Source organism: Streptomyces sp. NPDC111628 (genome assembly GCF_055635195.1).
In genome coordinates this window covers 225,072-245,479 of sequence record NZ_JBVKBZ010000001.1, presented here as the reverse complement: position 1 = coordinate 245,479, position 20,408 = coordinate 225,072, and the positions used below count along the sequence as shown (strand labels likewise).

Annotated in this window: 18 protein-coding genes; 5 read left to right on the top strand and 13 right to left on the bottom strand. The window is 73.3% G+C overall.

Annotated features, from left to right (window positions below; all coding sequences use genetic code 11):
* Window positions 1-19: 19 nt before the first annotated feature.
* From ACZ7MF_RS01220 to ACZ7MF_RS01205, 4 genes are all read right to left on the bottom strand, one after another.
* Window positions 20-1,696: an acyclic terpene utilization AtuA family protein gene (locus ACZ7MF_RS01220; protein ID WP_471473806.1), complete on the bottom strand. Its 1,677-nt coding sequence runs from the start codon at window positions 1,694-1,696 to the stop codon at window positions 20-22.
* A complete protein-coding gene (locus ACZ7MF_RS01215; protein ID WP_471473804.1) occupies window positions 1,693-2,505 on the bottom strand; it encodes a TIGR03084 family metal-binding protein in 813 nt (270 codons plus the stop codon). The genes ACZ7MF_RS01220 and ACZ7MF_RS01215 overlap by 4 nt, the downstream gene beginning before the upstream one ends.
* A 155-nt stretch (window positions 2,506-2,660) precedes the next feature.
* On the bottom strand, window positions 2,661-4,427 hold the full coding sequence (locus tag ACZ7MF_RS01210) for a serine/threonine-protein kinase (protein ID WP_471473803.1): 1,767 nt from the start codon (window positions 4,425-4,427) through the stop codon (window positions 2,661-2,663).
* Window positions 4,428-4,550: 123 nt separating this feature from the next.
* On the bottom strand, window positions 4,551-5,537 hold the full coding sequence (locus ACZ7MF_RS01205; protein ID WP_471473801.1) for an EamA family transporter: 987 nt from the start codon (window positions 5,535-5,537) through the stop codon (window positions 4,551-4,553).
* Between the two features lie 196 nt (window positions 5,538-5,733).
* Between ACZ7MF_RS01205 and ACZ7MF_RS01200 the strand changes: the two genes are divergently transcribed.
* Complete coding sequence (locus tag ACZ7MF_RS01200; protein WP_471473800.1) at window positions 5,734-6,186, top strand: NUDIX hydrolase; 453 nt, start codon at window positions 5,734-5,736, stop codon at window positions 6,184-6,186.
* A gap of 33 nt (window positions 6,187-6,219) precedes the next feature.
* On the opposite strand, the gene ACZ7MF_RS01195 is transcribed toward ACZ7MF_RS01200, so the two are convergent.
* A complete protein-coding gene (locus ACZ7MF_RS01195; protein ID WP_471473799.1) occupies window positions 6,220-6,795 on the bottom strand; it encodes a DinB family protein in 576 nt (191 codons plus the stop codon).
* A 95-nt stretch (window positions 6,796-6,890) separates the two neighbouring features.
* The gene (locus tag ACZ7MF_RS01190; protein ID WP_471473797.1) at window positions 6,891-8,393 is read right to left on the bottom strand and encodes an FG-GAP-like repeat-containing protein; all 1,503 of its coding nucleotides are present in this window, start codon (window positions 8,391-8,393) and stop codon (window positions 6,891-6,893) included.
* Between the two features lie 194 nt (window positions 8,394-8,587).
* On the opposite strand from ACZ7MF_RS01190, the gene ACZ7MF_RS01185 reads away from it, so the two are divergent.
* From ACZ7MF_RS01185 to ACZ7MF_RS01175, 3 genes are all read left to right on the top strand, one after another.
* A complete protein-coding gene (locus tag ACZ7MF_RS01185) occupies window positions 8,588-9,205 on the top strand; it encodes a GNAT family N-acetyltransferase (protein ID WP_471473796.1) in 618 nt (205 codons plus the stop codon).
* 241 nt (window positions 9,206-9,446) lie between these two features.
* A complete protein-coding gene (locus tag ACZ7MF_RS01180) occupies window positions 9,447-9,851 on the top strand; it encodes a carboxymuconolactone decarboxylase family protein (RefSeq protein ID WP_471473794.1) in 405 nt (134 codons plus the stop codon).
* A gap of 178 nt (window positions 9,852-10,029) precedes the next feature.
* Complete coding sequence (locus tag ACZ7MF_RS01175; RefSeq protein ID WP_471473793.1) at window positions 10,030-11,190, top strand: alpha/beta hydrolase family protein; 1,161 nt, start codon at window positions 10,030-10,032, stop codon at window positions 11,188-11,190.
* An 18-nt stretch (window positions 11,191-11,208) separates the two neighbouring features.
* Here the strand turns inward: ACZ7MF_RS01175 and ACZ7MF_RS01170 are convergent, their stop codons facing one another.
* Window positions 11,209-14,064, bottom strand: coding sequence for an FAD-binding and (Fe-S)-binding domain-containing protein (locus ACZ7MF_RS01170; RefSeq protein WP_471473791.1), 2,856 nt, complete (start codon window positions 14,062-14,064; stop codon window positions 11,209-11,211).
* A gap of 111 nt (window positions 14,065-14,175) precedes the next feature.
* Here ACZ7MF_RS01170 and serC point away from each other — a divergent pair, with 111 nt between their 5' ends.
* A complete protein-coding gene (serC, locus tag ACZ7MF_RS01165; RefSeq protein ID WP_471473790.1) occupies window positions 14,176-15,294 on the top strand; it encodes a phosphoserine transaminase in 1,119 nt (372 codons plus the stop codon).
* Between the two features lie 223 nt (window positions 15,295-15,517).
* Here serC and ACZ7MF_RS01160 read toward each other — a convergent pair whose 3' ends face one another.
* The 6 genes from ACZ7MF_RS01160 to ACZ7MF_RS01135 form a co-directional block, all read right to left on the bottom strand.
* Complete coding sequence (locus ACZ7MF_RS01160; protein ID WP_471473789.1) at window positions 15,518-15,895, bottom strand: nuclear transport factor 2 family protein; 378 nt, start codon at window positions 15,893-15,895, stop codon at window positions 15,518-15,520.
* A gap of 53 nt (window positions 15,896-15,948) precedes the next feature.
* On the bottom strand, window positions 15,949-16,629 hold the full coding sequence (locus ACZ7MF_RS01155) for a response regulator transcription factor (RefSeq protein WP_471473787.1): 681 nt from the start codon (window positions 16,627-16,629) through the stop codon (window positions 15,949-15,951).
* Window positions 16,626-17,831, bottom strand: a complete 1,206-nt coding sequence (locus ACZ7MF_RS01150; protein ID WP_471473785.1) for a sensor histidine kinase — start codon at window positions 17,829-17,831, stop codon at window positions 16,626-16,628. Before ACZ7MF_RS01150 ends, ACZ7MF_RS01155 begins: the two co-directional genes overlap by 4 nt.
* A gap of 2 nt (window positions 17,832-17,833) precedes the next feature.
* Window positions 17,834-18,382 carry a hypothetical protein gene (locus tag ACZ7MF_RS01145; protein WP_471473784.1) on the bottom strand — a complete coding sequence of 183 codons (549 nt, stop codon included), beginning with the start codon at window positions 18,380-18,382 and terminating at the stop codon, window positions 17,834-17,836.
* A gap of 113 nt (window positions 18,383-18,495) precedes the next feature.
* Complete coding sequence (locus ACZ7MF_RS01140) at window positions 18,496-19,338, bottom strand: ABC transporter permease (protein ID WP_471473782.1); 843 nt, start codon at window positions 19,336-19,338, stop codon at window positions 18,496-18,498.
* A complete protein-coding gene (locus ACZ7MF_RS01135; protein ID WP_471473781.1) occupies window positions 19,335-20,369 on the bottom strand; it encodes an ATP-binding cassette domain-containing protein in 1,035 nt (344 codons plus the stop codon). The genes ACZ7MF_RS01140 and ACZ7MF_RS01135 overlap by 4 nt, the downstream gene beginning before the upstream one ends.
* Between the last annotated feature and the right edge of the window lie 39 nt (window positions 20,370-20,408).

Below are 20,408 nucleotides of genomic sequence, written 5' to 3'. Positions count from 1 at the left end.
GGGGTGTACGGCGGGACGGTCACAGCAGGCTCTCCGGGATGTCCAGGTGCCGGGCGCGCAGCCATTCGCCGAGCGCCTTGGCCTGCGGGTCGAAACGGGCCTGCGCGGCGACTCCCTCGCCGAGGATGCCCTCGACGACGAAGTTGAGGGCGCGCAGGTTGGGGAGCCGGTGCCGGGCGACGGGCAGGTCGCGGGCCTCCGGGATCAGTTCGCGGAACCGGTCGGCGGTCAGCTCGTGGGCGAGCCAGCGCCAGGCGTCGTCGGTCCGCGCCCACACGCCGACGTTGGCGTTGCCGCCCTTGTCGCCGCTGCGGGCACCGGCGACGAGCCCGAGGGGGGCGCGGCGGACGGGTCCCGGCGGGAGTGGCCGCGGCAGGGGTGGCTCCGGAACATGTGCGAGTACGACGGTGTCCTCGGCCGGGGGTGGCGGCACGGTCACGCGCCGCCCGTCATCGAGGACGGCCACATGGTCGACGGCCCCATGGGGGACGTACACATCCTCGAAGACCCCATAGGGCGCGCCCTTCCCAGGTGGCGCCAGCACATGGAATCCGGGGTAGCTCGCGAGGGCCAGCTCGATCGCGGCGCCGCTCAGCGCCCGTCCCACGGCCTGCTGGTCGGCGTCCCGGACGACGAGCCGCAGCAGGGCGCCGGCCGTCTCCTCGGTGGGGGCGTCGGGCCGGTCGGTGCGGACCAGGTCCCAGCGGACGTCGGTGATCCTGCCGAGGGCGGGTTCCAGCTGCGTCCGGACCAGCTCGGCCTTGGCCTCGACGTCCAGGCCGGTGAGGACGAAGGCGACCTCGTTGCGGAAGCCGCCGAGGCGGTTCAGGCCGACCTTGAGGGTGGGTGGCGGAGCCTCGCCGCGCACGCCCTCCACGCGGACGCGGTCGGGCCCGTCCTGGCTCAGCCGTACGGTGTCCAGCCGGGCGGTGACGTCGGGTCCGGCGTACCGGGCGCCGCCCGTCTCGTACAGCAGTTGGGCGGTGACCGTGCCGACGTCGACGAAGCCGCCGGTGCCGTCGTGCTTGGTGATCACCGAGGTGCCGTCCGCGTGCAGTTCGGCGAGCGGGAAGCCGGGGCGCCGTACGTCGCCGTCCTGGAAGAAGGCGTAGTTGCCGCCGGTCGCCTGGGCCCCGCATTCCAGCAGGTGCCCGGCGACGACGGCGCCCGCGAGCCGGTCGTACTCCGTGGGCCCCCAGCCGAAGTGCGCGGCGGCGGGCCCGGTGACCAGCGCGGCGTCGGTGACCCGGCCGGTGACCACCACGTCCGCGCCGGCCCGCAGGCACGCGGCGATGCCGAAGCCGCCGAGGTAGGCGTGCGCGGCCAGCGCGCCCGGGTGGGCGGCGGTGAGGTCGTCGCCCTCGACGTGCGCGACGCGCACCGGGATGCCGAGCCGTTCGGCCAGTGCCCGTACGGCGTCGGCGAGTCCGGCCGGGTTGAGGCCGCCCGCGTTGGCGACGATCCGCACACCCCGCTCGTGGGCGAGGCCGAGGCACTCCTCCAACTGCCGCAGGAAGGTGCGGGCGTATCCGGCGCCGGGGTCCTTCAGCCGGTCCCGGCCGAGGATGAGCATGGTCAGCTCGGCGAGGTAGTCGCCGGTGAGGACGTCCAGCGGGCCGTCGGTGAGCATCTCGCGCACGGCGTCGAAGCGGTCGCCGTAGAAGCCGGAGGCGTTGCCGACGCGGAGCACGCTCACCGGGGCTCCCCCTGCGCCGGGCGTCCGGCTCCCGGCGGGCGTCCGGCTCCGGGCGGTCCGGCGAAGGCCTGGGCGATGTCCAGCCAGCGGTCGGCGTCCGGGCCCTCGGCGGTGAGGGCGAGGTCGGCGCGGTGGGCACGCTGGGTGGCCAGGAGGCAGAAGTCGAGCGCGGGGCCGGTCACGCGCTGGGGCGCGTCCTCGGGGCCGTACGCCCACACGTCCCCGCCCGGCGCGGTGAGTTCGACGCGGAACGGCTCGGCGGGCGGGGTGAGCCCGTGGGCGGCGTAGGCGAAGTCCCGGGCGTGGACGCCGATGCGGGCGACGTGGCGCAGCCGGTCGGTGGGCGGGCGGGACACTCCGAGGGTGGCCGCGATGTCCAGGCCGTGGGCCCAGGTCTCCATCAGGCGGGCGGTGGCCATGGAGGCGGTGGCCATGGGCGGGCCGTACCAGGGGAAGCGGGCGCCCGGGGCGGCGGTGCGCAGCGCCCCGTCGAGGGCGGCGCGGCCCTCCCGCCAGGCCGTCAGCAGCGTGGCGGGGTCCTGCTTCGCCCCCTCCTCGGCGCCGTCGTCGACGTACCGGTCGGGTGCGGCGAGCGCCTGCTCGACCAGTCCCCTGAACCCGTCCTCGTCGGTGACGGCGGCCAGGGCGGCGCGGTCGGTCCAGTTCAGGTGCGCGATCTGGTGGGCGATCGTCCAGCCCGGCGCCGGGGTGGCCAGGTGCCAGCTCTCGGGACTCAACTCGGCTACCAGGGCGTCGAGTTCCTCGCTCTCCTCGCGCAGGTCGTCGATCACGGGTGTCGGGTCGGACACGGTCGCTCCCCTCGGGCACGGCGGCGTGCGGCGCGGTGTGGTGAGGAGCATGGCAGGGCGGTGATTAACAATCAAGCACGCTTGCATGATTTTTCCCGGTGCAAGCGAGAGCGGCCCGACATCGATGTGTCAGGCCGCTGAACGACCGCGCGGTCTCAGTTCTGCTCCGCCGGCCAGACCGTCGTGTCCATGGTGACGAAGGCGGACTCCGGCATGGCGGTCGACTTCACCTGGACGACGAACAGGGCGATGTCTCCGTTGTCCCGCCTGACGCAGATCTCCTGTCCGGCGGACGCGGCGGCCAGCGGAAGGCGGTGGGCGTCCTGGTCGGCGGTCATCTGGCGGCACTCCTCGTAGTCGGCGCCAGGGTCACCGAACAGGATGGTGAAGACGCTGGTGTCACTCTCCAGAGCGCAGCTCGCGTTCGCGCAGTCGAAGCGGATGTCCCCCTTGCGGTCCTCGCGCATCGTGCCGTCGGTGAGGCTGATCGAGTTGTCGCCGTTCACCAGCAGGGCGCCGTGGGCGTGGGCCCGCGGCGGCGTCGTACCGGCCGCGGAGCCGCCAGACCCCCCGTCAGGCCGTCCGGCCGACGAGTCGCCCCGCGCATCGGCCCCCGGCGTGGCTTTCCCGGCCGCCGCGGACCCCTCCGCCACCGGACGGGGCGTACCGGATGCCGACGCGGACTCCGACGCCGATGCGGACTCGACCGCGTCCCGGGCCCGGTCCAGGCCGCGTCCCGCCGCGTCGAGGAGGGCCGTTCCCGCCGCGATCACCAGGCCGCACGCGACGACAGCGGCGGCCGTGATCAGGACGGCGTTTCTCCGGCGGCGCCTGCGCTCCTCCGGCCCGTCCGGCCGCCGCGGCACGAACGGGCCGCCCGGTCCGGCGGCGTTCGGCCAGGGCGGGGGGACGGTCCCCTGTAGGACATGGCCCTGCGGGACGGTCCACGGCGTGGTGTGCACGGCGGTCGGGCCCGGGGCCGCGACCGGAGCCGCGGCGGTCGCGGGCCCGGTGGCCGCGACCGGCGGCGGGACCGTCACCGGTGGCCCGGCGATCTCCCGCCACACGGCGGGTCCGGTGTCCTCCCCGCCGTCCCGGCCCAGTTCCCGGCGGCACCACTCGACGATCTCCGCCGGGGTGGCCCGCTCCTCGGGGTCGGCGGCCAGGCACCGGCCGAGCAGGGCACGCAGGCGCTCGGGCAGCGCGGACAGGTCGGGCTCGGAGTGGACGATCCGGTACAGCACGGTGGCTGCCGGACCGTCGCCGTACAGCGGCTTGCCCAGCACCGCGAACGCGGCCGTCTGCCCGAGGGAGAAGACGTCGGTCGCCGCCGTGACGTCACCCCCGGAGGCCTGCTCGGGGGCCATGTACTGGGGCGTGCCGATGGTGGTGCCCGTGGCGGTGTGCGCGGTGCTGTCGGCGGCGAGCGAGATGCCGAAGTCGATGACGCGCGGTCCGTCGGCGGCCAGCAGTACGTTGGCCGGTTTGAGGTCCCGGTGCACGATCCCCGCCGCGTGGATGGCCTGCAACGCCTCGGCGACCCCCGCCATCAGCCAGAGCACCGCGGACACCGGCAGCGGCCCGCTCCGGGCGACGGCGCCCGCCAGGGAGGGCCCGGGCACATACAGGGTGGCCAGCCAGGGCGGGGTGCCGTCCGGGTCGGCGTCGATCAGTTCGGCGGTGTAGGCGCCCTTCACCGTGCGGGCCGATGTGATCTCCCGCCCGAAGCGCCGCCGGAAGGTCGCGTCGTCGGCCAGTTCCGACCGTACGACCTTGATGGCCACGGGACGGCCGCCCCGGGTGTGCGACAGGTACACCCGGCCCATGCCGCCCGCTCCGAGCCGGGCCGCGAGCCGGTAACCGGCCACGGTGCGCGGATCGTCGTCCTGCAAGGGCTGGAAGACCTCGGCCGTGTGATTCATCGGTTCCCTCCCCATGATCCCGATGAGCTGACCAGGTACGCAGCCTATGCGTTGCGGGTGAGGGTCACGCGGGCCGGGGCCGTCACCGGGCGGTCACGTGCGCCGGGGCGGTCCCGTCGGCGCTCACGGCAGTTCGGGCAGCACCTTCGGGCGCCGCCGCCCCACCTGGGTGCGTACCGCGCCCATGCTGGCCGCGATGACCAGGGCGATGGCGGCGGACTGGGTGGCGGTCAGGGCCTGGTCGAGGATGAGGAAACCGGCCGCCGCGGCGATGGCGGGCTCCAGGCTCATGAGGATCGCGAAGGTCGGCGCGGGCAGGCGGCGCAGCGCGAGGAGTTCGAGGGTGTAGGGCAGGACGGAGGAGAGCAGGGCGACCCCGGCGCCCAGCGCGAGCGTCATCGGGTCGATCAGCTTCGACCCCGACTCCACGATGCCCAGCGGCAGGAACAGCAGCGCTCCGACCGCCATCGCCATCGCCAGCCCGTCGGCCTGCGGGAAGCGGCGTCCGGTGCGGGCGCTGAAGACGATGTACGCCGCCCACATGGCGCCCGCCGCCAGGGCGAAGGCGGCACCGGCCGGGTCGAGGCCGTCGAAGCCGCCGCCGCCCAGCAGGAAGACGCCGGCCAGGGCGAGCGCGGCCCAGACCAGGTTGACCGCGCGGCGGGAGGCGAAGACGGACAGGGCGAGCGGGCCGAGCACCTCCAGGGTGACGGCGGGGCCGAGCGGGATGCGGTCGACGGCCTGGTAGAAGAGGCCGTTCATGGCGGCCATGGCGATGCCGAAGACGACGACCGTGCCCCAGTCGGCCCGGGAGTGCCCGCGCAGCCGGGGCCGGCAGACCAGGAGCATGACGACGGCGGCCACGGCCAGCCGCAGGGTCACCACGCCGAGCGCCCCGGCCCGCGGCATCAGGCTCACCGCCAGCGCCGCACCGAACTGCACGGAGATGCCACCGGCGAGGACCAGGCCGACGGGGCCGAGGGCGCCGAACCGCCCACCCGAAGCATCACCCGGCGCACCGTCCGGCACGGACGCGTGACCGACGGCGGACGCGGCGGCGGACGCGGCGGCCGGGGACGAGGTGCCGGGGGTGGCGCTGGGGGTACTCACGGGGGCTCCGGGACGGTGTGCGGGCGGACGTCGTTCAGCATACTGCACTGCACGGTCCAGAGTAATGGACTCTGTCAGGCACGTAGCGCTTTTACGCAACTGTCAGGGCCGGGGTGTCCGGCTGTCAACGCACGTCCGCCAGGCGAGCCGGGACCGCCCCGGCCCGCCCCCGCGCCGAGCGGGTACCGTCCACCGGGTGAGACGACTCCTGACCCGCCTCTGGCGCCTGTTGCGCCCCGTCCAGAGCCGCCTGATGTGGCTGGTGAACGCCAAGTTCGTGGTCGGCGTGACCGGCGTCGTGCGGGACGACGAGGGGCGGGTCCTGATGCTGAAGCACCGGTTGTGGGCGCCGGGCCGCCAGTGGGGTCTGCCGAGCGGCTTCGCGCACAAGGGCGAGGATTTCCGGCAGACCTTCGTCCGGGAGGTCAGGGAGGAGACCGGCCTCGACGTGGAGGCCGGCCGGCTGGTCATGCTCAACAGCGGCCTGCGCACCCGCCTGGAGGTGGCGTACGAGGCCCGGCTCCTGGGCGGCGAGCTGCGCCTCGACCCCTTCGAGATCCTGGAGGCCCGCTGGTGCCGCCCGGACGAGCTCCCCGAGGACGTCCAGCCGGTCTGCCGTCCGCTGGTGCGGGGCGAGACGGTGCCCTGAGCGGCGGGCGGGTCAGCCCATGCGGCGGGCGGGTCAGCCCATGCTCTTGGCGCCGTCCAGGGACTCCCGGATGATGTCGGCGTGACCGGCATGCTGGGCGGTCTCGGCGATGACGTGCATCAGCACCCGGCGCGCCGACCACTCGGTGTCGGCCTCGAACCACGGCGCCTTCGGCAACGGCTGGGTGGCCCCCAGGTCGGGCAGAGTGGCGATCAGCTCCTCGGTCCGCCGGGCCACCTCGGCGTAGGCGTCCAGCACACCGGCCAGCGTCTCGCCGGGCAGCATCTTGAACTCGTCGGCCCGCTGGGCCCAGTCGGCCTCGGTCATGGCCGTGAAGTCGCCCATCGCCGAGGGGCCGTTCACGATGAAGGCGGTCCAGTTCCGCTCGGCCGCGGTCGTGTGCTTGATCAGGCCGCCCAGACACAGCTCACTGACGGTGGTCCGGAGCCCGGCCTGCTCGTCGGTGAGGTCACGGGTGGTGAAGCGCAGGAAGTGCCGGTGCTTGGCCAGCATCTCCAGCAGGTCGGCGCGCTCGCCGGTGATGGGCTCGGTGGTGAGCTCGGTGCTGGACTCGGTGGTGAGCTCGGTGCTGGACTCGATGGTGGTCATGGGTCTCCGCCTTCCGGTGTTCCTGCTCCGTCGTTCGAGGACCACGCTATGGCCGATCTAGGTCAATCCATGTCCTATATCGCGGGTTGGAGCGCCTAGTGGGCGATCTCCCCGCCGCCCATCAGCAGGTCCAGCCCCTCGGTGTCGTCGAAGGTGCCCTCGGTCAGCCGGGTGACGCCGGATGCGGCCGGTCCCTCGGCGGTGCCCCGCAGCAGGTACGCGACGCCCTCGACTGTGTCGCTGCCCGGCGCGGTCACCACGAGGTCGGCGCGACCGTCGCCGTCCAGGTCGGTGAGGCCCACGGCGGCGCCGAAGTCGGCGTCCCCGCCCGGGTCGGCACCGAGGTCGCGCCCGTCGAACAACCGGGCGCCCTCGCCGCCGAGCCCGTCCGGACCGCCCGCCAGGAACAGCATCTGCTCCGGCCCCGGCTCCCCGTACACGTCCCACCGGGGAGCCCCGGCCACCACGTCGGCGTACCCGTCGCCGTTGACGTCCCCGGTGTCCAGACTGGTGAGGACGGCGTCCTCGTCCTGGGGTTCCTCTCCGGGCACGCCGGGAGTGTCCCGGTCGACGGTGGTCGTACGCGGCCCCGGTCCGTCCTCCGACCCGTACACCACCGTCACGGAACTCCGGCTCGCGGCGCCGCCCCGGGGACTGAGGACCAGGTCGTCGATGCCGTCCCCGTCCACGTCGCCGATCGCCCCCTCGCCCGCGTCGGGGAGCCGGGTGTCCCCGGGCTGCGTGAAGCCGTCCCGGCCGCCCCGCAGGTAGCTCACCGGCAGGGTCCGGTCCCGCCAGGGCACCTCGGGTCCGGTGTCGGCGTCGTGGAAGCTCACCAGGTCGTCGATGCCGTCGCCGTCGAGGTCCCCGGCGAGGAGGCCGCCGTAGTTCGCGGTGTCGACGTCGGGGGCGGGCCGACGCGGGGCGGGGACGTGGCCGGTCCCGGCGGGGGTGCCGTCCCGCCCGAAGGGCCCCTTGAGCAGCCCCTTGTCGGAGCCGAGCCCGAAGACCAGGTCGGAGTGCCCGTCCCCGTCGAAGTCACCGGCGGCGAGCTGTTCGTCCAGGATCGGGTCGTTGTCCCAGGCGACGTGGCTGGCGTCCGTCCCCGGCACCCGGACGGCGCGCGAGAGCCCGTCCTCGGACCCCCACATGATGATCACGCTCGGCTCCCAGTCGAAGACGGAGGCGGCGAGGTCGGTGTACCCGTCCCCGTCGAAGTCGCGGGCCACGACGTCCGTCCCGAAGAACGACTCGTCCCGGTTCTTTCCCGGTATCCCGGCGTCGTCCTGCGTCAGGTACTGACACCGGGCGATCCCCGTCCCGTCCCCCGCCCCGTACGCGACCTCGACACTCCCCCCGCCGGCCCCGCCCTCCACGTCCCCCATCGACCCGAGGGCCAGGTCGGGGTGCCCGTCCCCGTCGAAGTCGGCGACGCCGTCCGGCGCGGGCCGGTCCGGCGTGGCGGAGGCGGCCGCGGTGCCGTGAGCGCCGCCGGTCCCGCAGCCGTACGGCGCGGCGATGTCGACGGGCCCGTCGTCGGCGATCACCAGACCCGCGGCGACCGCCAACACGACGAGGACCGCCCCGCCCCCGATCACCCACGGCCGCCTACCGCCCCCTCGCCGCGACGCCGCCTCCACCTGATCACCCGAACCGTCCATACGAACGATCACGCCCCCACCGCGGCAGGCGGTTCCGACGCCACGCCGTGGTGAACGCCTGCTTCCCGTCACGGGCTCCTGGGACGAATATCAGGAGGACGGCGGGCGGGGCGGCCGGACACAATTCGGCCATGGCTGATCATCTTCGTATCGCTCCGCGCCCGGATTTCCTCAGCAAGCCGTCGCTGAGCGGGGAACAGGTGTTGCTCCGGCCAGTCACGGCGGATGACGTGCCTGCGCTGATGCCCATGTTTCTGGACGCTGAGGCATCACGGCTGACCGGCAGTCATGACGACGGCGCACTCGACGAGGCGGCAATACGTACCTGGTACGACAGCCGCCAGGAACAGGACGACCGGCTGGACCTTGCCGTGGTCGAGCCGGCGACGGGGAACGTCATCGGCGAGGCGGTCCTCAACGAATGGGACCCGGGCAACGAAAGTTGCAGCTTCCGCATCTGCCTGGTGCCTGGGAGTTATGGCTCTGGTCTGGGGACCGAGGCGACCCGGCTGCTCGTCGGGTACGGCTTCGAGAAGCTGAGGCTGCACCGCATCTCGCTGGAGGTCTACGCCTTCAATCCGCGAGCTCGACGCGCGTACGAGAAGGTGGGGTTCGTCGCCGAGGGCGTGCTGCGTGACGCGCTGCTCTGGGAGGGCGAACGGGTGGACGCGACGGTGATGTCCATCCTGGCGCCGGAGTGGTCCCAGCACGGTGGACGTCCGGGAGGGTCGGGTCACGCGTCCGTCTGACCGACGCCGAGTGGGCTGTGCTGGAGTCCCTGCTGCCGGTGGGCAACGACCGGTGCGGCCGGTGGCGGGACCACCGCCGGGTGATCAACGGGACCATTCACCGACTCGGCACCGGGGTGCCGCCTACGTCTTCCTCGGGACCGTCACCGCCGTCCGTCCTCGTCCGGCTCCGCTCGCGGGGTGCGACGCTCCGCGGCTCGCGATGCGCCGTCATCTCGCCGCCCCGATGCACAATCGCGGCATGACCGAACACACTGCCCGATACGCCCAGGCCCTGGACAACGCCGAGCGGATCCTCGGCTTCAGCCTGGCGCCGTTCGTCGAACCCCGGCCATCCGAGCCGGCCAACGCCTACGACTTCACCCGGATCGCGACCGAACATGCTTTCAACGACGCCTGGCCCCGTACCAATCATCTCGACCTACGCACCCGTGCACTGATCTCCGTCACCATCACGGCGAGCCTGGGCATCGTGGAGCCGCTCCGCGGCCAGCTGCGCATCGCCCTGCACAACGGCGTGACCAAGGAGGAGATCGTCGAAGCCTTCATCCAGATGGCCGTCTACGCAGGTGTCGCCCGTGCGTTCGACAGCTACACCGTGGCGCGTGAGGTCTTCGCCGAATACGACGGCACGAGCTCTCGATGACGACGAGCGCGAGCTCGTGGCTACCTGATCACCGACGACGGCGGCCCTGTCTCACGGCCGGCCGACACCACTGATCCCACGGTGCCATCCCAGCCGTCGGGATCACCCTCCGGGCGTACGCCCAAGTACCGCCCAGGCCTGACGCGTTGAGCGGGGCCCGGACCCTAACGTCGGCCGTATGACAGTCAGTTCGAGCACCTCACGCAGAACCGTCCTGGCCACGCTGCTCGCGGGAGCCGTGTCCGTCCCCCTGGTGGGGGCCGCGCCCGCGTCGTCGGTGTCCGCCCCGGCGCTGGAGTTGCCCCGACCCTCCGGCCCCCGCCCCGTGGGCCGCCGCACCCTGCACCTCGTCGACCGGCACCGCCGCGACCCCTGGGTGCCGACGGCACGGGGCCGGGAGCTGATGGTGTCCGTGTTCTACCCGGCTCGCTCGTCGGACGGGACCCCGGCGGCGTACATGACCGAGAGCGAGGCGCAGCGGCTCCTGGAGGCCAAAGGGCTCGCCGGGGTCGTCCCGGCCGAGACGGTCGCCGGAACGCGTACGCACGCACGGCTCGCCGCGCCGACCGCAGCGGGCCGCTTCCCCTTGGTGCTCCTGTCCCCCGGCTTCTCCATGCCGCGCACCACGCTCACCGCGCTCGCCGAGGACCTGGCCGCCCGCGGCCACGTGGTGGCCGCCGTGGACCACGCCTACGAGTCCGTCGGGACGGAGTTCCCCGGGGGCCGGGTCCCGCCCTGCGTGGCCTGCGACCGCGTCGGCGCCGATGTCGAGGAGGCGACGGTCGTACAGGGCCGGGCCGCGGACCTGTCCTTCGTGATCGACGAACTGACCGACCGCCGGAGAGCGGGGGTGCTGGCGCGGGTGGTCGACGCGCGCCGTGTCGGCATCGCCGGCCACTCGATCGGCGGAGCGGCCGCCATGGCCACGATGGCGGCGGACCGCCGGGTGCGGGCGGGGGTCAACCTGGACGGGGGCTTCTTCGTCCGGGACGCGGGGTACGGGCTCGACCGGCGCCCGTTCATGATGGTCGGCGCCGAGGCCATCCACGGTCCGGGCAACACCGGCAGCGACTGGGCCGCCACCTACGACCGCCTGGACGGCTGGAAGCGCTGGCTGACCGTGGCGGGGGCCGGACACTTCTCCTTCACCGACATCCCCTGGCTGGCGGAACAACTGGGACTGGCCGACCCAGAAGTTCCGCTTCCGGGTGAGCGGGGTTGGTACATCACCCGCGATCTCGTGCGCGCCTTCTTCGACCTCCACCTGCGGGGAGTTCCCCAGCCGCTTCTCGACGGCCCCCTGCCCTCCTACCCCGAGGTCGATTTCCACCAGCCGTAGGAGACCCACCCGGCGCCCTCACTCCAACGCCTCCGCCAGCACCTCCGCCAGATGCCGCCCCCGCACCCCCGCCAGCTGCTCCAGCTGCGTCCGGCAGGAGAACCCGTCCGCCAGGACCACCGCGTCCTGCGACGCCCCGCGCACCGCGGGGAGCAACTGGTCCTCCGCACAGGCGGCCGACACCTCGTAGTGGCCGTCCTCGAAGCCGAAGTTGCCCGCGAGGCCGCAGCAGCCGCCGCTCAGCTCACCGGTCAGGCCCGCCGACGCGCGCAGGCGCCGGTCGGCCGCGTCGCCCAGGACCGCGTGCTGGTGGCAGTGGGTCTGGCCGACCGCCGGACGGTTCACGGCCGGCGGGGTCCAGTCGGGGGCGTGGCGTTCCAGCGCCTCCGCGAAGGTCAGCACGCGCGCCGCGAGCCGGGCCGCGCGCGGGTCGTCGTGCAGCAGCTCGGGCAGGTCCGTGCGCAGGGCGGCGGCACAGCTCGGCTCCAGCACGACGACCGGTGCGGACGTCTCCAGCACCGGGGCCATCAGGTCGAGCGTGCGGCGCATCACCGCGCGGGCGCGGTCCAGTTGGCCCGTGGAGACGTACGTCAGCCCGCAGCAGACCCGGCCGCCCCGACGGGCCGTCAGCAGCGCCATGGCTGACCGCGACGTACCGTCCCCGATCACCGCACGGCCCCGCAGCGTCGGCGGCAGCGCCACCCGCAGCCCCGCCGCCTCCAGCACCCGTACGGCCGCCCGGCCAACGGAGGGCGAGAGGTGCTCGGTGAAGGTGTCGGGCCAGAGCACCACCAGGTCCCCGCCCCCGGGCGGCCGCCCTCCCCGCCTCCGCCACCACCTGCTGAACGTCTCCCCTGCCAGCCGCGGCACCTCCCGCTCCCCCGCGATCCCGCCCAGCCGCTTCGCCACCGCGGCCAACGGCCGCACCGACGCCAGCGCGTTGACGACCGGCGCGACCCGCGCCCGTGCCGCCCAGCGCAGCCACACCGGCAGCCACCCCATCGCGTAGTGGGCGGCGGGCCGACGGCGCCCCTCGTAGTGGTGGTGCAGGAACTCCGCCTTGTACGTGGCCATGTCCACCTCGACCGGGCAGTCGGAGCGGCAGCCCTTGCAGGAAAGGCACAGGTCGAGGGCGTCCCGTACCTCCGTCGACCGCCAGCCGTCCGTCACCAGTTCCCCGGCGAGCATCTCGTGCAGCAGCCGGGCCCGCCCGCGCGTGGAGTGCTGCTCGTCCCCCGTGGCGCGGAAGGACGGACACATCACGCCCGCCCCCGACACCGACGTCGTACGGCACTTGGCGACGCCCACACAGCGCCGTACCGCCGCCGAGAAGTCGCCGCCGTCGGACGGATAGCCGAACTCCACGTCCACCGGCTCGCGCGGCAGGACGGAGAAGCGGAGGTTCGCGTCGAGCGGGGCCGGGCGGACCAGCATGCCGGGGTTGAGGAGGTCGTCCGGGTCCCAGACCGCCTTGGCACGCTCGAAGAGCGCCACCGTCTCCTCCCCGTACATCCGCGGCAGCAGCTCCGCCCGCGCCTGCCCGTCCCCGTGCTCCCCGGACAGCGAACCGCCGTGCGCCACGACCACGTCCGCCAGCTCCTCCGAGAAGCGACGGAAGCGGGCGACCCCGGCCTCCGACAGCAGGTCGAAGTCGATGCGCACGTGGATGCAGCCGTCGCCGAAGTGCCCGTACGGGGTGCCGCGCAGGCCGTGGGCGGTCAGCAGCGCCCTGAAGTCCCGCAGGTACCCGCCCAGCCGGGCCGGGGGCACCGCGCAGTCCTCCCACCCGGGCCACGCCTCCGAACCGTCCGGCATCCGCGTCGCCGTACCGCTCGCGTCCTCCCGGACGCGCCACAGCGTCCGCTGCCCGGCCGGGTCGGTCACCACCAGCGCGTCCACGACGTCCGCCGCCCGTACGACCGCCTCCGCACGCGCGCGTGCCTCCGCCTCCGTGTCGCCGCCGGTCTCCACGAACAGCCAGGCCCCGCCCCTCGGCAGCCCCTCCGTGGACGGCACCAGGTCCACCGCCATGCCCTCCACCGTCAGCGGGCCGAGCGGCAGCAGCCCGGCCGCCGCCTCCGCCGCCCCGGCCTCGTCGGCATAGCCCAGCACCGCCAGCGCACGCGCGCGCGGGGACTCGACCAGCCGGACGACGGCTTCCGTCAGCACGCCCAGGGTGCCCTCCGAGCCGCAGAAGGAACGGGCCACGTCCGCGCCGTTCTCCGGGAGCAGGGCGTCCAGCGCGTAGCCGGAGATGCGGCGCGGGAGGTCGGGGAAGCCCGTGCGCAGCCGCGCCAGGTCGCTGTCCACCAGCTCGCGCAGACCCTCCGGCGCCCCGGCCCACTCCTGCCCCGGCCGCAGCCGCCGCCCCCGCGCGGTGAGCACGGTCAGCTCGCGCACGCTGTCCGCCGTCGTGCCCCAGGCCACCGAGTGGGAGCCGCAGGAGTTGTTGCCGATCATTCCGCCGAGCGTGCAGCGGCTGTGGGTGGAGGGGTCTGGCCCGAAACGCAGCCGGTGCGGCGCGGCGGCGTCCTGGAGGCGGTCGAGGACCAGTCCGGGCTGGACGACGGCCGTACGCGCTTCCGGGTCGAGGGCGACCAGCCGGTTCATGTGCCGGGTGAAGTCCAGCACCACCCCCGTACCCGTCGCCTGCCCGGCGATCGACGTGCCGCCGCCCCGCGCCAGCACCGGCACCCCGCGCTCCCGGCACACCTCCAGCACGGCCGCCACGTCGTCGGCGTCCCTCGGGGCCACGACACCGAGCGGGACCCGGCGGTAGTTCGAGGCGTCCATGGTGGTCAGCGCCCGGGACGTGGTGTCGAACCCGACCTCGCCGCGGACGGCCCTGCGCAGTGCTGCCTCCAGATCCGTCATGCCCTCCAGCATGAGCGCTTGTGGCTTGGCACAGGTCCGCACGGCGGAGATCTCGTCTCATCGGACGGACATGTCTTCGCCCGGTTTGGCCGAGGCGATACCCTCCGGCTCGTGGCTGAGATCCAGATTCCTGCTGACATGAAGCCCGCGGACGGTCGTTTCGGCGCGGGTCCCTCCAAGGTGCGGGTGGAGGCGCTGGACGCCCTGGCCGCCACCGGTACGTCCCTGCTCGGCACCTCCCACCGCCAGGCGCCCGTCAAGAACCTGGTCGGCAAGGTCCGCGAGGGCATCCGCGAGCTGTTCCGGCTCCCCGAGGGCTACGAGGTGATCCTCGGCAACGGCGGCTCCACCGCGTTCTGGGACGTCGCGACCCACGGCCTGATCGAGAACAAGTCGCAGCACCTGAGCTTCGGCGAGTTCTCCTCCAAGTTCGCCAAGGCCGCCAAGCTCGCCCCGTGGCTGGCCGAGCCGACCGTCGTCTCCTCCGACCCGGGCACCCACCCCGAGGCGCGCGCCGAGGCCGGCGTGGACGTGTACGGCCTCACGCACAACGAGACCTCCACCGGCGTCGCCATGCCGATCAAGCGCGTGGCCGGTGCCGACGAGGGCGCCCTCGTCCTGGTCGACGCGACGTCCGGTGCGGGCGGCCTGCCGGTGGACATCTCCGAGACCGACGTCTACTACTTCGCCCCGCAGAAGTCCTTCGCCTCCGACGGCGGCCTGTGGATCGGCGTCTTCTCCCCGGCCGCGATCGAGCGCGCCGAGCGCGTGCACGCGTCCGGCCGTCACGTCCCGGAGTTCTTCTCGCTGCCGACGGCGATCGACAACTCCCGCAAGAACCAGACGTACAACACCCCGGCGCTGGCCACACTCTTCCTCCTCGGCGAGCAGCTGGACTGGATGAACGGCCAGGGCGGCCTGGACTTCACCACCGCCCGCACCAAGGACTCCTCGTCCCGCCTGTACACGTGGGCCGACGAGTCCAAGTACGCCACCCCGTTCGTCTCCGACCCGGCCAAGCGCTCGCAGGTCATCGGCACGATCGACTTCTCCGACGACATCGACGCCGCCGCCGTGGCCAAGGTGCTGCGCGCCAACGGCGTCGTCGACACCGAGCCGTACCGCAAGCTGGGCCGCAACCAGCTGCGCGTCGCGATGTTCCCGGCGATCGACCCGGCGGACGTCGAGGCGCTGACGAAGTGCGTCGACTACGTCATCGAGAAGCTGTAGCCGCTGCTTCTCGCACGACGACGGAGGGCGCCCGGCGGATCGTCCGCCGGGCGCCCTTCGTGTGGGCGACGCCTGCGCGAACTGGCGCAGGAAGGCCTGCCGGCCCCGCCGGTTCAGGTACGCGGCATCTGATCCGGTGCGCGGAACGCCGCAGCACGGCTCCGTGAACGCCTGACCGTGTCGCGCCCCGCTTCATGTCCGAAGCCCAGCACGACCCGCCGCGCTACATCGGTTCGACGAGGGCCGCTCGCCATTCGGGCCTCGGGTCCGCGCCCAGGCTCGTCCAGTACTCCGTCGCGCGAACGACCTGCCCGTCGCGGACGGTCCAGAACGATGCCGCGCGGAAGACGCCGAGGCTGTCGTGCGGCACTTCCACCTCGGAGACGACCTCGTCGCCCTCGGCCACCACCTTGAGCACCCGAATCGACCAGCCTTCCGGGTATTCACGGTTCACCGCGACGAAGTTCTCCCGGCCGACGATGCGTTCGAGGCTGATCGGCCACTCGACGACGGCGTCCTCCGCGATCAGCCCGGCGACGCCTGCCCAGTCGCGGGCCTGGATCCGGTCCCACAGTGTCTCGATCACCTTTGACGATTCCATCGGCGGAGCCTCCCACACCGGTCTGACAGAAGACTCACCAACGGAGAGCCGACTCAGGCCAGCCCCGCCCCGATGGCCCGGCGGACCGCGTCGGCCCGGTCGCGGATGTGGGCCTTGGCGAACAGGTTGTTGATGTGGGTCTTGACCGTGGCCTCGCTGATGAAGAGCTGCTCGGCGATGCCCCGGTTGGACAGGCCCTGGCCGATCAGGGTGAGGACCTCTCGTTCGCGGGGTGTGAGGTCGTCCGGCAGGGGATGCCGGGCCGCCGCCTGGTCGGGGGCTGGTGCCTGCGCCCTGGCCGTGGCGAGCAGGCGGTCCTGGACCTCCCGGTCGAGTACGGACTGGCCGGCACCGGCGGCCCGGATCGCCCGGGTGATGTCCTTGCGTCCGGCGTTCTTGGTCAGGTAGCCGCGGGCCCCCGCGCCGAGCGCGCCCAGGATCGAGTCGTCGTCGGCGAAGGTGGTCAGGACGACCACCGCCACCTCCGGGTGTTCCTCGGTCAGGCGGCGGGTCGTCTCGATGCCGTCCAGCACGGGCATGCGCAGGTCCATCAGCACCACGTCGACCGGACCGGCGGCCACCGCCGCCAGTACCTCGGCGCCGTCCGCGGCCGCCGCTACGACCTCGATGTCCTCGGCCAGGCCGAGCACCGCGGCGAGCGGTTCGCGCACGGCGGCCTGGTCGTCGGCGACGATCACCTTCAACCGCACGGGATTCCCCACCTGTTCACTCATCCCGGAATCACTACCTCCACCTGCCAGCCGCCCTGATTCTGCCCCTCGGTGACCGGCCCCGCGGTGGCGCTCCCGCCCAGCAGGGCGACGCGCTCGCGCATGCCGATCAACCCCATTCCGCTGCCGACGCCCGGCGTCACCGCGCGGGTGGCGGGCCGGTTGCGGATCCTCAGTGTGATCGATGCGGCGGTGAACGTCAGCTCCACCTCGACCCGTCCGCCCGGGGCGTGCCTGGCCGCGTTGGTCAGGGCCTCCTGGGCGATCCTCAGCAGGTTCTGCGTCACCTGGGCCGGTGCCTCCCGGACGGTCCCGGCGACGGTGAGGGCGTCGTGGTGGCCCGACGACTCGGTCATCGCGGTCAGGCTCTCCAGCAGTGGCAGCGCGTCCTCGCGCAGCGCGTGTACGGTCCACTGGGCCTGCTTCAGGCTCTCCTTGACCAGGCCGTGGGCCTTGGTGGTGGCCTCCCTGACCTTCTCCAGGTCTCCGGTGTCGAGCAGCGCGTCGGCCAGTTCCAGCTGCATGTTGATCCCGGCGAGGGAGTGCGCGAGGACGTCGTGCACGTCCCGGGCGATCCGGCCGCGCTCGGTGAGGACGGCGGTCCGGGCCTCCGCGCGGGCGGCGCGTTCCGCGGACTCGGCGGCCGAGAGCGCCGACCGTACGGCCTTGCGCTGGGTGCGGTTGATGATGCCGACCACGACCGGGACGCCGGTGGTGAGGCCGAGCACCCAGGGCAGCTCCGGGTCCCCCGGACCGAGGTGGAAGTACAGGACGGCGGCGCAGAGCAGGGAGCATGCCGCCGCGAGGGTGAGGGCCCGCCCGGTGTCGAGGCGGTAGCCGATGTGGCCGGCGAGGAAGTACGCGAACAGGTAGCCCGTACCACTGTCGCTGACGCCGAGCAGGGCGGCCGCGGCGACGATGCCGAGGGTGAGCCAGGTGAGCGCCACCCGCGGGGGGACCCGGTGCTCGGGCACGCCCCGGCCGAGCAGCGCCGCGGAGTTGAGTACGAAGAGGAGGGCGACCGCCAGGCCCTGGCCGCTGAACCCCATGGGCCGGATCGTCAGCGCTCCCACGGCGACGACCGCGAGGCTCAGGCCCCACTGCACACGCGGGTCCTGGCCGGGGACCGGACCCGGACGCGGGTCCGCCCCCGGGGCCGGGGGCGGAGGGTTCTCGGTGGCGGCCACCGGCAGAACATAGCGCACGGTCAGGCCGTACGGTCGAGGACGGACGCGGCGGGGGCGGCGGAGGCGGAGTGGGCCACGGCCCGGACCCCGGCCCGGCTGCGCAGGTAGATCGTCGCCACCCGCGTGACCACCTCGGTGACCGCCATCAGCACGAACGCCGTCACCCAGGCCTGGTCGCTCGTGATGTGGTGGGCGATGCTGAACCGGGCGACGTCGTCGGCGCCACCGCCGTGCTCGACCCAGACCTGGAAGCCCATGCGGGCGCCCATGCCCAGCACCCACAGGATCGCCGACACCGCCCCGGCCTTGATCATGAGGTGCCCGTCGAGTGCCCTGATCCGGGTGTAGACGCCGCCCGCGACGCCGAGTACGGCGCCCGTGCCCGCCAGGGCCGCGATCAGCACCAGGTCGTTGCCACCGGTCGGGACGGAGTCCAGGTACGAGTACGCCACGAAGGCCACGATCCCCAGCGGGATCAGGAAGGTCCGGTGGTCGAGCCGGCCTTCCCGCAGCTGCCGGAAGACGACGAGAACGAGGGCGATGTCGGTGATCCACTCAGTTGCTGTCATGCCCTCAAGGCTCCTCGGAGCAGGGCCGCGGCACCTGGACCCATGGGTGGAGCCGGGGGTGGAGATCCGCCGCTCCCCCGGTCTCCACCCCGGCCCGGACGCCCTGGCCGCTCCTACCGGCTCAGCCGCTGGAACCGCCGTACCGCCAGCGGCAGGAAGATCGCCGTCAGGACCACCGGCCACACGCCCGCCATCAGCAGCGCGTGCTGTTCGACCCACGAGTCGCCGCCGCCGACCGGCGTGCCGAACAGGTCGCGGGCCGCCGCCGCCGTGGACGAGATCGGGTTCCACGCGGCGACCCAGCCCAGCCAGTCGGGCATGAGCTGCGGGGCGACGAAGATGCTGGAGATCATCGTCAGCGGGAAGGCCACCGCGAACAGGCCGCCCGCCGCCTCCGGGTTGGGCACCAGGAGGCCGAGCCACACGCCGATCCAGATCAGCGCGAACCGCAGCCACAGCAGCAGTCCGAACGCGGCCAGGAAGCCCCAGCCGCCGTCCGGGCGCCAGCCCATGGCCATCGCCGTCAGCATCATGATGGCCAACTCCGCGCAGGCCACGACCAGATCGGTCACCCCGCGCCCGGCCACCACCGCGGACGACGCCATCGGCATGGAACGGAACCGGTCGATGACCCCCTTGGTGGAGTCGTACACGACGACGGTCGCGGTGTTGATGAAGCCGAACGCCATGGTCATCACGAACATGCCCGGCATCAGGAAGTCCTTGTAGTCCCCGCCGCCGGGCACCGTCATCGCACTGCCGAAGACATAGCCGTAGAGGAGGACCGACAGGATCGGGAAGCCCAGCTGCCAGGCGATGTTGACGGGCTGGCGCTGGTAGTGGGTCAGGCCGCGGCGGACGATGTTGCCGCAGTCGGCGAGCAGCCAGTAGAGGCGGCCGCGCTCGGGCGGGGCCGTCGCCGCACGGGCCGCGCTGTCGACGTCGAGGGCGCTCATGCCGCCACCGCCTCCTCCTTCTTCTTCTCCTTCTCCTTGTCCTTGTCCTTGTCCTTGTCCTTGTCCGCGTGCCGCGCGGGCTCGGCGCTCGTGCGGTGGCCGGTCAGGCGCAGGAACACGTCGTCGAGGCTCGGCCTGCGCAGGCCGATGTCCTCGACGGCGACGCCCTCGTCCTGGAGGGTGCGCGCCACCTCGGTCAGGGCCGACACCCGGTCGGTGACCGGGGCGTGCACGCGCAGCGCCTCGTCCTCCACCTCCGGTTCGCCCTTGCAGACCCGGGCGACGGTCTTCACCACCCGCGGGATCTCGCTCCGGTCGGCGACCACGACCTCGATCCGGTCGCCGCCGACCAGGTTCTTCAGCCCGTCCGGGGTGTCGTCGGCGATGGCCCGGCCCCGGTCGATGACGGTGATGCGGGAGGCGAGCTTGTCGGCCTCCTCCAGGTACTGCGTGGTCAGCAGGACCGTCGTGCCGCTCGCCACCAGCGCGCGCACGGAGTCCCAGACCTCGCCGCGGCTGCGGGGGTCCAGGCCCGTCGTCGGCTCGTCCAGGAACAGGACGGCCGGGGCGAGGATCATCGAGGCGGCGAGGTCGAGGCGGCGCCGCATGCCGCCGCTGTACTTGCCCACACCCCGGTCGGCGGCGTCGGTCAGGTCGAACTGCTCCAGCAGCTCGACCGCGCGGGCCCGGGCCCGCCTGCCGCCCAGGTGGAACAGGCGCCCGAACATCTCCAGGTTCTGCCGGCCGGTGAGCACCTCGTCCACGGCCGCGTACTGGCCGGTGAGGCCGATCCGCGCGCGCACCTCACGTGCCTGCCGGGCGAGGTCGAGGCCCGCCACCTCGGCCCGTCCCCCGTCCAGCCGGATCAGCGTGGACAGGATGCGCACGGCCGTGGTCTTGCCCGCGCCGTTCGGCCCGAGCAGGCCGTGCACGGTGCCCTCGCGGACGGTCAGGTCGAAGCCGTCCAGGGCGCGTTTGTCGCCGTAGCGCTTCTCCAGGCCCTCGGCCCGTACCGCGTGTCGCTCGCTCATGGGTCCCAGTCCCCCTTTCGTTCCCTAACTGAGTACACC

Coding starts and splice junctions, on each gene's coding strand:
- ACZ7MF_RS01210 (WP_471473803.1), bottom strand. CDS start 4,427: ATGAATCACACGGCCGAGGTCTTCCAGCCCTTGCAGGACGACGATCCG.
- ACZ7MF_RS01195 (WP_471473799.1), bottom strand. CDS start 6,795: ATGACCACCATCGAGTCCAGCACCGAGCTCACCACCGAGTCCAGCACC.
- ACZ7MF_RS01185 (WP_471473796.1), top strand. CDS start 8,588: ATGGCTGATCATCTTCGTATCGCTCCGCGCCCGGATTTCCTCAGCAAG.
- ACZ7MF_RS01180 (WP_471473794.1), top strand. CDS start 9,447: ATGACCGAACACACTGCCCGATACGCCCAGGCCCTGGACAACGCCGAG.
- ACZ7MF_RS01175 (WP_471473793.1), top strand. CDS start 10,030: ATGACAGTCAGTTCGAGCACCTCACGCAGAACCGTCCTGGCCACGCTG.
- ACZ7MF_RS01170 (WP_471473791.1), bottom strand. CDS start 14,064: ATGACGGATCTGGAGGCAGCACTGCGCAGGGCCGTCCGCGGCGAGGTC.
- ACZ7MF_RS01160 (WP_471473789.1), bottom strand. CDS start 15,895: ATGGAATCGTCAAAGGTGATCGAGACACTGTGGGACCGGATCCAGGCC.
- ACZ7MF_RS01155 (WP_471473787.1), bottom strand. CDS start 16,629: ATGAGTGAACAGGTGGGGAATCCCGTGCGGTTGAAGGTGATCGTCGCC.
- ACZ7MF_RS01145 (WP_471473784.1), bottom strand. CDS start 18,382: ATGACAGCAACTGAGTGGATCACCGACATCGCCCTCGTTCTCGTCGTC.
- ACZ7MF_RS01140 (WP_471473782.1), bottom strand. CDS start 19,338: ATGAGCGCCCTCGACGTCGACAGCGCGGCCCGTGCGGCGACGGCCCCG.
- ACZ7MF_RS01135 (WP_471473781.1), bottom strand. CDS start 20,369: ATGAGCGAGCGACACGCGGTACGGGCCGAGGGCCTGGAGAAGCGCTAC.